Source organism: Pseudomonas sp. GW-45 (assembly GCF_056896675.1).
Genome location: NZ_CM167674.1, coordinates 1,015,355 through 1,027,255, shown reverse-complemented (window position 1 = coordinate 1,027,255; position 11,901 = coordinate 1,015,355). Strand labels below are relative to the sequence as shown.

At 54.8% G+C, this 11,901-nt stretch carries 8 protein-coding genes; 2 read left to right on the top strand and 6 right to left on the bottom strand.

Annotation, left to right across the window (positions count from 1 at the left end; all coding sequences use genetic code 11):
• Positions 1-9 precede the first annotated feature (9 nt).
• The 3 genes from AC1XYH_RS04620 to AC1XYH_RS04610 form a co-directional block, all read right to left on the bottom strand.
• A complete protein-coding gene (locus tag AC1XYH_RS04620) occupies positions 10-1,194 on the bottom strand; it encodes an amino acid ABC transporter permease (RefSeq protein WP_483325490.1) in 1,185 nt (394 codons plus the stop codon).
• A gap of 101 nt (positions 1,195-1,295) precedes the next feature.
• Positions 1,296-2,324: an amino acid ABC transporter substrate-binding protein gene (locus AC1XYH_RS04615; protein WP_483325489.1), complete on the bottom strand. Its 1,029-nt coding sequence runs from the start codon at positions 2,322-2,324 to the stop codon at positions 1,296-1,298.
• A gap of 556 nt (positions 2,325-2,880) precedes the next feature.
• Positions 2,881-4,971 carry a putative bifunctional diguanylate cyclase/phosphodiesterase gene (locus AC1XYH_RS04610; RefSeq protein ID WP_483325488.1) on the bottom strand — a complete coding sequence of 697 codons (2,091 nt, stop codon included), beginning with the start codon at positions 4,969-4,971 and terminating at the stop codon, positions 2,881-2,883.
• 307 nt (positions 4,972-5,278) lie between these two features.
• On the opposite strand from AC1XYH_RS04610, the gene AC1XYH_RS04605 reads away from it, so the two are divergent.
• Both AC1XYH_RS04605 and AC1XYH_RS04600 read left to right on the top strand, forming a co-directional pair.
• Positions 5,279-6,109, top strand: a complete 831-nt coding sequence (locus AC1XYH_RS04605) for an alpha/beta fold hydrolase (RefSeq protein WP_483325487.1) — start codon at positions 5,279-5,281, stop codon at positions 6,107-6,109.
• Positions 6,106-7,338 carry a multidrug effflux MFS transporter gene (locus AC1XYH_RS04600; RefSeq protein WP_483325486.1) on the top strand — a complete coding sequence of 411 codons (1,233 nt, stop codon included), beginning with the start codon at positions 6,106-6,108 and terminating at the stop codon, positions 7,336-7,338. The genes AC1XYH_RS04605 and AC1XYH_RS04600 overlap by 4 nt, the downstream gene beginning before the upstream one ends.
• A gap of 64 nt (positions 7,339-7,402) precedes the next feature.
• Here AC1XYH_RS04600 and AC1XYH_RS04595 read toward each other — a convergent pair whose 3' ends face one another.
• From AC1XYH_RS04595 to AC1XYH_RS04585, 3 genes are all read right to left on the bottom strand, one after another.
• Entirely contained in the window at positions 7,403-8,461 is a 1,059-nt protein-coding gene (locus tag AC1XYH_RS04595; protein ID WP_483325485.1) for a 3-deoxy-7-phosphoheptulonate synthase, read from the bottom strand.
• Positions 8,462-9,008: 547 nt separating this feature from the next.
• Positions 9,009-10,322, bottom strand: a complete 1,314-nt coding sequence (locus tag AC1XYH_RS04590; protein WP_483326303.1) for a DEAD/DEAH box helicase — start codon at positions 10,320-10,322, stop codon at positions 9,009-9,011.
• A 182-nt stretch (positions 10,323-10,504) separates the two neighbouring features.
• The gene (locus tag AC1XYH_RS04585; RefSeq protein WP_483325484.1) at positions 10,505-11,875 is read right to left on the bottom strand and encodes a DUF1329 domain-containing protein; all 1,371 of its coding nucleotides are present in this window, start codon (positions 11,873-11,875) and stop codon (positions 10,505-10,507) included.
• Between the last annotated feature and the right edge of the window lie 26 nt (positions 11,876-11,901).

Below are 11,901 nucleotides of genomic sequence, written 5' to 3'. Positions count from 1 at the left end.
GACGGCTCCTCAGCGCTCAATCAGCGCTATGCGCCCGTTGTACCAATTCATGAACATCGAAATGCTGATGCTGATGGCCAGGTACACACTCATGGTGATGGCGATGACTTCAATGGCTTGCCCGGTTTGGTTCAATACCGTACCGGCAAACAGCGACACCATATCCGGGTAGCCGATACCGGCTGCCAGCGAGGAGTTTTTCGCCAGGTTCAAGTACTGACTCGTCAGCGGTGGAATGATCACGCGTAGCGCCTGGGGAATAATCACCAGCCGCAAGGTTTTGCCCGCAGGCAAGCCCAGCGAATGTGCCGCCTCGGTCTGCCCGTGATTAACTGACTGAATACCCGCCCGGACAATCTCGGCAATGAAGGCCGCTGTATAAATACTCAACGCCAACGTCAACGCCATCAGCTCTGGGATCAACACCCAGCCACCGCGAAAGTTGAAGCCCTTGAGCTCAGGTACTGTCCAGATCAGCGGATTACCCGCGATCAGCACCGCCAGACCTGGGATAACCAGCAGCAGCGCGACAATCGATATCAGCAGCGGGAACGTCTGACCGGTTGTCTCACGACGTTTTCCAGCCCAGCGGCCCAGCAGCACAGATGCGACTATCGCCAACAGCAATGCAGCGAAGAACAATCCAAAAGTTTCGGATAGCCCGGGGGAAGGCATATACAGCCCGCGGCTGTTGAGATAGAAGCTGTCCAGCACGCCTAAGCTTTGTCGGGGTCCCGGCAGCGATAGCATGACAGCGAAATACCAGAACAGAATCTGCAGTAACGGAGGAATATTACGGAAGGTTTCGATGTAAACAGTTGCCAGCTGACGAACCAACCAGTTTGGCGATAACCGCGCCACACCCAGCAGGAAACCAATGACGGTCGCCAGAATAATACCGATGAAAGAAACCAGCAGCGTGTTAAGCAGGCCAACAAAAAAGACCCGTCCGTAGCTGTCTGTCTGGGTGTAATCAATCAGGTGTTGGGCAATGCCAAAACCTGCCGTGTTATTGAGAAATGCAAACCCGGAATTTATACCGCGTTGTTCCAGGTTCGTCTGTGTATTGTCGAACAAAAACCAGCCAAGGCCCACCACCGCAGCGATGGCGACCAACTGAAAGATCAATGCCCGCAACTTTGGATCGGTCAGGACCGAGCCACGACGTCGCGGCACATTGGCAGCATTTTGCATATAAGCCTCTCGCATCCTCGGCTCAAACAGCGAGCGAAGATCCAACTTGTCGGAACAACATCAGCCCGACGCAAGGTCGGGCTGATGTAAGGGTTGGAAGATCAGCGCACCGGCGGTGCGTACTGAAGTCCACCGTTGTTCCACAACGCGTTGAGGCCACGTTCAATCTTCAACTCGCTGCCAGCACCAACGTTGCGATCGAAGCTTTCGCCGTAGTTACCCACTTGCTTGACGATCTGCACCGCCCAATCAGATGGCAACTTCAGGTCATTACCGTACTCGCCTTCAGAACCCAGCAAGCGCGCAACATCCGGGTTGCCGGTCGACTTGCTCTTTTCTTCGACGTTGCTGGAAGTAATGCCCAGCTCTTCCGCGTTAACCATGGCAAATAAGGACCAGCGCACAATGTTGAACCACTCATCATCACCCTGGCGCACTACTGGGCCTAACGGCTCCTTGGAGATCACCTCGGGCAACACCACGTACTCGTCTGGAGCGGCCAGTTTGATGCGCTGCGCGTAGAGTTGTGACTGGTCGGATGTCAGCACGTCACAACGACCGGATTCCAGCGATTTGGCGCTTTCGTCGGAGGTGTCATAGGTGATGGGAGTGAATTTCAGGTTGTTGGCGCGGAAATAGTCAGACAAGTTTAGCTCGGTAGTCGTGCCGGCCTGGATACAGACTGTCGCCCCATCCAGGTCCTTGGCCGTAGTCACACCCAGCTTTTTGTTGACCAGAAAACCTTGCCCGTCGTAATAATTCACGCCAGCAAAGTTCAGACCCAGACCCGCGTCGCGTGAACTGGTCCAAGTGGTATTACGCGACAGCACATCTACTTCACCGGACTGCAGCGCCGTGAAACGCTCCTTGGCAGTCAACGGGCTGTACTTGACCTTGGTGGCATCGCCGAACAGCGCCGCCGCAACCGCACGGCACACGTCTACGTCGAGGCCTATGTAGTTACCCTTGTCATCGGCATAGGAGAAACCGGGCAAGCCGTCACTGATACCGCATTGAACAAATCCTTTCTTCTGCACAGCATCAAGGGTTGCGCCTGCCTGTGCAAAACTACTGATGCCCAATACGGCGGCGGTGGTAAATACTGCCAAAGTGGATTTCACCATCTTCATTTGAATCTCCAGTTGCTATTGTTTTGTCGGAGTCTCGAGCTCCTCTCTGTCTGCTCTCGTGGAGCACAGAGTAAGAGCCTGCGACCGATCACCGGTATCGACCTGCCCATTGACTATAGTGGACACGAGACTGATAGCAATTTGCCTATCATCGGACGCGCTGCGCCCGACATGCTCGTTTTGACCTCGCCCTTTCAACGAAGCCCTCTACCACGCGCCTGCACCTTGATTCTGCAAAAAAGTGAGCTGAGACGCGCGCAGCGTCATCAAACAATGCAAGCGCCGTACCAGCACCTGTTCTAGAGCGGTTGGAGTAAGGCAGCGGAATTGAACTTGTATCAGTGCGACATTTTCTTCTGAAATCTGCCGCAGAGTGTTCGACTTAGCGCATCAAATAGGAGCGGAGATGTTACTGATAGACACAAAAAAGCACAGCGAGGGATAACAGCAGGCTAAACAATAGCTGAAGCAATGCGGGGTCAGAGGGAAATCGAGCGGGGTTCTGCATGCGCGGCTGAGGTGGTGTACCCCCCGCCGCATGAGCATCAAGGATGATTTAGCTCTCAGCGGCAGGGGCTTGCGAAGCCAGCTTTTCTTTGGCAGCGGCCAAACTGGAAAACAGCAGCTCTGGCGCCACCGGGCGACCAAGATAAAAGCCTTGCAAGGTGTCGCAGCCGAGCCGGGTCAGTAAATCCTGCTGTTCAGCGGTTTCTACACCTTCAGCAACGATTTTTAACCCCAGGGTCTTACCCAAAGCTACGATTGCTGAAACGATGGCAGCATCATCATTACCCTGCGCCAGCTCAGTTACAAAGCCACGATCAATCTTCAGCTCGTTGGCCGGCAGACGCTTGAGATAAAGCAGGCTGGAATAGCCAGTACCAAAGTCATCAATCGAAATACTGACGCCCAGACTGGTTAGCTCATCGAGGATCACCAGGCTGCCTTCAGCATCCCGCATGGCAGTCGACTCAGTTACCTCAAGCACCAGGCAACTTGGCGGCAGATCGTGTTTTTGTAAAGTCGAGCGCACCGCATCAACCAGACCTGGATGACCCAACTGCACGGTCGAGAGGTTAACCGCAATACTCCAGTCTGCATTACCTTGCTGGTGCCAGACTTTAAGCTGCCGGCAGGCTTCATCAATCACCCAGTTGCCGATGGAAACAATCAAACCAGTGCGTTCAGCCAGCGGCAGAAAAGCATCCGGCGGCACCATGCCGCGCTCCGGGCTCTGCCAGCGCAGCAGCGCCTCAACGCCAATCATCGGACCGGCAGGCGCAATCATCTTCGGCTGGTAATGCAATATAAACTCGTTGCGGTCCAGTGCACCCAACAGGTCTTGCTGCAACTTCAATTGTTCGTGGGCGTTGGCGTTCATCTTGCTTTCAAAGAAGCTGTAACAGTTACGCCCGGCCTCCTTGGAGTGATACATCGCAGCATCGGCATTGATCATCAACTCATGCGCGGTTTCACCATCGCCGGGGTAGACGGCAACACCGATGCTGGCCGAGATATGCAACGTGTTACGGCCCTTTTCATATGGCCTGGCTAAACTCTCAATCAAGCGCTGTGCGAGCACCGCCGCATCTTCGGGTTCACCCGGATCAATCAGCAGTACGAATTCGTCGCCACCCAGGCGCGCAGCGGTATCTTCACTGCGTTTGGTATCCAAAATCCGCTGTGCCACCTCTTCCAGCAGCTTATCGCCAACATGGTGGCCGTAAATATCGTTCACCCCTTTGAAACCGTCCAGATCCATGAACAGCACGGCAAAGTTGCGGCCGTCGCGGGTAGCTTTCTGAATGGCTTGGTCTAAGCGATCATCTAGCAGTATGCGGTTAGGTAATTTGGTCAGGTTGTCGTGCAAAGCCAACTGTACCAGCTCACTGTTGGCCTCATCCAAAGAGGAAGCAAGAATGCTGGTACGCGCATCCAGCATGGAAATGATCAACGCGATAGCGAATACAGCGAATGTCACCACAATGACCACAATCGCCAGCCACTTGGCATCAATGCCGCTGTTGGCGGCACCGCAAAAACTGTCAATCGGGAACTGGGCAGCCGCCATACCGGTGTAGTGCATGCCCACAATGGCGCAGCCCATCACCAGCGACGCACCTATGCGCGCATAAAAAACGTGCTCAGAATCACCCCGCAGACGGAATGCGATCCACAAGGCGGCACCCGAGGCGACTACCGCAATCACCACGGACAACACCAGAATCCAGGGCACATAAACTACCTGCGGCGTCATCTGCATCGCCGCCATTCCGGTGTAATGCATGGCAGCAATACCCGCGCCCATCAGCAATGCGCCCAGCATCAAATGCATTTTTGGCATATCGCGCTGGCATACCATCCAGAGGGCGAAGGCGGATGAGCCGATGGCAATCAACAACGAGAGCAAGGTCAAGCCCAGGTCGTAACCGAGGGGGATGGGCAAGCTGAACGCTAGCATGCCGACAAAGTGCATGGACCAGATACCCAGGCCCATAGCAAATGACCCACCTACCAGCCACAGGAGAGCAGCTCGGCCACGCGCACTGGCTACCCTCGCCGCCATATTGAGCGCCGTGTAGGAAGCAAGAATGGCAACAATCAGAGAGAAGGCGACGAGAACGGAGTTATAACTACTGGGAAGCATATTTCAGCTGATCCGAGGTGAGGTGGCACGGAATTAATGGCGAATTGCCATTATACGGAAAAGCACCTTTTCAGGCACAAACGTCCGGCAATAACTGATAAAAGGTAGCATGCATGAGTACTTTACCTCCACCACAATATCGTCTCAAAACCGCACAGTAAGGCCTTTGGCCCAAAAAGACAGCTCTGAAGAAAAAGTTGACTTCTTTTATATGATGACAGACATTTAATAAATCCCAGCCGTTATATAACAGCTCCGCCGCACGTGCTGGACCCATCAATTCGCAATCAAGCATGGAGCCGCCACCATGAATCGCAATACATCCGCCGCCCACCCACCACTCTCAGTGGACGATGCGTTTACACAGGCCTGCATAGCGTTTAGTAGACCCCGTCGCATTGCCGCCAGCGAAGCTGAACAAGTGCTACTGGGACAGGCAATCCAAACCCTTCATCCGCATGAAGGCCAAGACATCGCCGTTTGGACCTTGGGGCGCGGCCCACGTGTGCTTCTGGTACATGGCTGGGACAGCCGAGGGTCTCATCTGGCCGGTTTTGTTGAGCCACTGCTGCGGGTGGGGTTTTCCATCACTCTGTTCGACATGCCTGCGCATGGCGACTCAGCTGGCGAGCATGGCAGCGTGGTGCATTCAAGCCGCGCACTACTGTCGCTGACTAACTCGCTCGCCGACGTGCAGGCAGTGATCACCCATTCGATGGGGTCGGCGGCGGCATTGGTTGCCTTCTGCCAAGGATTGCAGGTTAAGGCCAGCGTGCATTTATGCGGCCCTAGTTCGCTGTCTGCGATGGTGAAACTGCAGGCTCGTGGCTACAGCTTGAACCCTGAGCAAAGTCGGGATTTTCAAACCTGGGTCGAAGGGTTTATTGGCCAACCTACTCAGTCAGTTGACCTTGAGAACCTGCTCGACGGTCTCCGCCATCCGGCGCTGATCATGCATGACCCGCAAGATAAGGTGGTGCCAATGGCTGCATCCATCGCCCTGCACCAAGCCTGGACCAACTCAGAATTGGTCCAGTTGAACGGACTAGGACATCGCCGCATTTTGACCGACGTAGAGGTAATCAACCGCAGCGTCGCGCATCTAACCCGACACGTTACAGAGGGCGTAGCGGTATGAGCTCACCAGTACATAAGGCGCTGACAGCAGACCTCAGCGCTCAACCCTCGCGACACAGTGGCGGCCAAATATTGGTGCTATTGGCCAGCCTGGCTGCGTTAGGTACGCTCGCGACCAATATCATCCTGCCCTCGTTCCCCTCGATGGGCGCTGAACTCGGCATATCCTCGAGGGACATGGGGCTGACGCTATCTTACTTTTTTATCGCCTTTGCTGTTGGCCAGTTACTGGTCGGACCAGTATCTGACCGCTACGGCCGCAAGTGGCTGGTCATCGGTGGCTTGTTGATTTTCTCGCTGGGTAGCCTGCTCTGTGCCTACGCCAGCAGTCTACATACCCTACTGGCCGGCCGCGTCGTGCAGGCGCTCGGCGTATGCGCGGCTTCGGTGCTGTCCCGGGCCATCGCTCGCGACCTGTTTGAAGGCGAAGCATTGGCACGTATTTTGGCGCTAATCATGGTCGCCATGGCCGCCGCACCGGGCTTCTCCCCTCTCTTGGGCAGCGCGTCCGACACCTTCCTGGGCTGGCGAGCAACCTTTGGCCTAGTCGCGCTGGTAGGCATACTGGTTGCTCTTGGTTATGCCAGAACCATCGGCGAAACACACGTCGCCGAGCGGCGACAGTCGGTCTCGGCTTCAGCCATTATCGTGCAGTACGCCAAGCTGATGAGCGACGCCCGATTCTTTCGACCAGCCATTGCCGTCAGCTTGATCGTTGGCGGACTGTACGCGTTTTTTGGCGCGGCACCTGCTGTTCTGATGGTCGATATGGGGCTGAGCTCTTTTGAACTTGGCTTACTATTCGCCGGCACCGTTGTGGTGGTGTTCGCCTCTGGCTTGCTGGCACCGCGTTTGGCCCATCGCTGGGGAGCCACCCGCGTCGCCACCTGCGGCATTCTGTTGGCGTTGTTGGGAGGCACCTCGGTTTATCTAGTGCAGGATCAACACAACCTGGTCATCTTTACCCTGGCGCTCACGGTGTTTCTGGCAGGTATGGGCACCGTCAATCCGCTGGGCACGGCACTCACTTTGCAACCCTTTGGTCATCAAGCGGGCGTTGCATCGGCGTTGCTTGGCTTTCTACAGATGAGCTGCGCCGCATTCGGCACTTGGGCGACCACCACCCTTCCCTTGCCCGCAGCCGCGGCTATGGGTCTGGTGCTGGCGGTTTTTTCACTTCTTGCGCTGTTAGTCTTTGTGGTTGGGCGCAAAGCTACCACCGCAATTTAAGCCTTAGTTCCGCTCATGCAGATTAAAACCATTCTTCAAACTGCATGAGCAGCAGCAAAGGCCTCTATCGCAAACGTTCTGCGGCACTCAACAACACCTGCTCGGTAGCACTCCAGCCAAGACAAGCATCGGTAATAGACACGCCATACTGCAGATCAGGCGACAGCGGTTGGCAGCCACCGAACAAATGGCTCTCAAGCATTACGCCCCGAATATTGCTCTGCCCAGCCAGCCGCTGCGCAACAACCGATGCCAGCACCTCTGGCTGACGCAGAGGGTCCTTGCCGCTATTGGCGTGACTGCAGTCAATCATCAGACCAGTTGAAATACCCTGGCCTCGCAGCGCAGCACAGGCCGCCTGTACCGCGTCTGGCTGATAGTTTGGCCCAGCATGACCACCACGCAGAACCAAATGCGTATCGGCGTTACCCTGGGTCTGTATCAACGCCGGGCGCCCCTGCTCATCCATCCCAAAGTGTTGATGCGCATGCGCTGCCGAACGCATGGCATCGCAAGCGATGGCGAGGCTGCCGTCGGTACCATTTTTGAAGCCGACTGGCAGATCAAGACCACTAACCATTTCCCGATGAATCTGCGATTCGCTGGTGCGTGCGCCAATCGCGGCCCAACTCAGCAAGTCGTCCAGATAGCCTGCCGCTAGCGGCTGCAGCAATTCAGTCGCAACCGGCAGGCCTAGCTCGGTGATGCTCAGCATCAGCTGCCGCGATAGCGCTAAGCCCTCAGCCATGTCGCCACTGTCGTCTAACTGTGGATCGTATAGCAGCCCCTTCCAGCCTACCGTGGTGCGCGGTTTTTCCACGTAGGCACGCATTACCAAAAGCAGCTGATCACTGACTTGAGGTGCCAGCGCAGCCAAGCGCTGTGCGTACTCCAGCGCCGCGATAGGATCATGCAATGAACAGGGGCCGGCAATCACCAGCAGTCTGGAGTCTTCGCCGCGCATAATGGCGCGAATAGCGTTTCGGCCGCGCTCGACCGTAGCGACTGAGTCAACCCCTAGCGGTAACCTGGCGCGCAACTGAAAAGGCGTTGGCAATGCTTGAGCGCTGCGTTTGGCAGTATGCATTTCACGAGCGGAAAGAGCAGAAACAGTGGCATTCATATGGTGTATTCCTTAATCGCGCGGCCAAGCCGCTGCGACGCTATCTGGGTGTTCGATGAAGGGATCGGTGGTGACTCACAGCCGCGCTGCTGAACTGCCAATAGGAGTACGGAAATCGATTAAAGCTACGGTAATCATTCATGTGTAAATCCTCGTAAAAATCCAAATAAAGCCCAATAAAAAACCCCAGTCGGGAAGCCGACCGAGGTTTTGTGTATTCTCTGGTGGCGACCCTTTGATTCAGGGCGCCTGTGGGGTATCAAGCGCGCCTATGGCTAAACCAATACCCAAAATAGAAGGATTCTGTAGTCACTACTAACAACGCACGCGCCGCCGCAGCGCGAGAGGCGCTGAGGGCAGTAGCAATGCTGTTGCTAGACAAAGACAACATAAAAATCTCCGTTGGACTGCTTGGGAATGTAGCCGATCAAACAGAGTCTTGGCAACCGCCTTAACCCTTTAGGCCATTCTGCATCTCGACTTTACAGAGCCCCATCGCTCCGTGCGCCATCGAAATACAGCGCTAGCCCAAACGCTGATTGGCGCGTTACTTGCGTTTCGGTGGCGCCATGCCATCCGAGCTGGTTATTACCTTCCCTTGCGGCGGTCTGGAAGGACGCTTGCCCGCCTTGGGCTTCTTTGACTTGGCGGAAGGCTTTTTCTTATCATCCTTTTTCTTCTTGCTGCCAACCGGCTTGCCCGAAGATTTGACGTTTTTTGGACCCTTGAAGCTACCTGGCACCTCTTTGAGGATGCGTCGCTCAAACTGACGTCGCAAGTAGCGCTCAATGCTCGACATCAAATTCCACTCATGTGGATCGATCAGCGAGATGGCCAAGCCACTAGCACCTGCACGCCCAGTACGCCCAACCCGATGCAGGTAATCGTCACCGCTGCGTGGCATATCAAAGTTGATAACTCGATCCAACTCAAGAATATCCAAACCACGGGCCGCCACATCGGTAGCCACGAGTATCCCGCTACTACCTTGCTTGAAGCGCTCTACGGCTAGATTGCGCTCCTTCTGATCCTTCTCGCCATGCAAAACGTAAACGCGCAAATCCATCGCGCGCAACACGCCGTTAAGGCGGTCTGCGGCTACGCGGGTGTTGGTGAAAACAATGGTTTTACCTTCACCTTCGTTAACCAGCAGCCACTTAAGCATCGCTTCTTTGTGCGTATTGTGGTCTGCCGGTATCACCTGTTGGCTGATCGCCGGCGTGTCATCACGCACACTGGTCAGCTCCAAAATCTCGGGCTCGCGCAAAACCGAATCAATCATCCGCTGTAAGCCACGATTACCTTTTGTCGCGGAATACAGCGCCGTTTGCCGTGTTTCAGGGCAGGCGTTGGCCAGCGTGGTAACGTCTTCGCTAAAACCCATGTCGAGCATGCGATCCGCCTCATCCAGCACCAGCGTCTGCACACAGCTCAAATCCAGGTTGGCAGCAGCCAGCTGCTCTAGCGCCCGCCCCGGCGTAGCAACCACGATATCCGGGTTTTTACGCAGACGCGCGGCTTGCACCTTAAAGTCTTCACCACCCGTAACCAGCTCGGCCTTGAGAAAGGTAAACTGCGCTAGCGTGGCGATATCCTTGACTACCTGGCGGGCCAGCTCGCGGGTTGGCACCAGAATAAAACCACGCGGGGAGATTGGCTTCGACTCATCGTCCAGCAACCTCTGCAACAGCGGCAGAACGAAGGCCGCGGTTTTCCCACTGCCCGTTTGAGCGATAACGTACAGGTCCTTGCCGGCAATGGACGCAGGAATAGTAGCGACCTGCACCTCGGTAGGCTGGTCGAAAGACAGCTCTTCAAGCGCTTTGAGTAAGCGTTCGTGGAGATTGAGTTGGCTGAACATGGTTTGGCTAGACAAGGGAGTCACTCTGAAAAGGTCGGTATCAACAATTCCGACAGTCTAACAGATGTGTAGTCACACGCCGGGCGAAAGCCGCGCGGAGGTCAAAATACGCACAAAAAAAAGGGGTATCCGAAGATACCCCTTAAAAACCCAAACGTTTTTTTCTAAAGCAGCATCAGAGCTTAACGGATACCTGAAGAGCGCAGGGCAGCCGGTGTGAACTGATTGTAGTTAGGCTTGTAATCGAAATTAGGCGCAGAAGATTCTTCTGTGTACATACCTAATGCGATGTAACGGCCCGCCAGCAAATCATACAGAGTCTCGAGGTTATAACCTGGGATCTTATTGGCGTAGTTGAAAGCGATATGGCCTTCACCTACACGCCAAAGCGTGCCACGACCATCGTAATGGTCCGCCAGGTTAATCATCCAGGAGTCTTCGTCTACAAAGAAATTACGCTGGGCGTAAATATGACGCTGACCTTCTTTAACATTACCCTGAACTTCCCACACGCGGTGCAACTCGAAACGAGTGTGTTCGGGATTGACGTGTCCAGCTTGAAGCACGTCCTCATATTTGAGGCCACGGTCAGATAGCTTGCCTGCGTTGTAAGGAACATAAATTTCCTTCTTGCCGATCAACTTCCAGTTATAACGGTCAGGTGCGCCGTTATACATAGCGAAGTTGTCAGAAGTACGCATGCCATCTGACGCCGTACCTGGGCCGTCATAAGCAACCTGAGGCGCGCGACGAACACGACGCTGACCGGCGTTATAGACCCAAGCCATACGCGGCTCTTTCAACTGATCCAGTGTATCGTGCACCAGTAGTACGTTACCCGCCAGACGTGCAGGAGCGTTCACGCGCTGCTTAAAGAACAACAAAGTATTCGGCATTGTGGATGCGTCAACATCATCCATCAAATTCGGATAACCCACTTCCTCCTCAAGCTTGATAAGCGTGAATGAACCGTTAGTCTGCGGCATCGCCTGCATATACTTACGTGTAGCATTCAGGCGATAGCGAGTGCTGTGGTTCCAGATAACTTCAACGCCCGACTGTGGGATCGGGAAAGCAAAGGTACCGTGGGAGAAGTTAGAGATACCGTCGCCACCATTAATCAGCTGAGCTTGACCAGCGGTTTTCTTGACCTGGTCATAAACAGACTGTGGGTAACCAACCGTACGCTCAGTCTTGTAGACAGGCATTTTGAAGGTTTCAGGATAACGCTCGAACATAGCAACCTGACCAGGAGTCAGGTTTTCCTTATGCTGCTGATAGTTTTGCGCAGTGATCACCATCTCAGGCTGCTGGCCTTTGAAGGGGTCTTCGTAAAAGTTGTCTGCCAACGCCTTACCGGCATCAGTAGGCAGACCACCCGTCCATTCAGGGATAGTGCCGGCCGCGTTACCGGCCTTCTCTGCGCCGATCGGCGTCAGAGAATTACCCAACTGATCAATCTGGGCTTGGGTCAGGCTCTGCGCCATGACACCTGAAGCCAAAAGGCTCAGTGCCAAACCGCCAGCACCCAACAGAGTTTTTTGTATACGCATATTATTCTTTCTCCTTAATAGCCCGG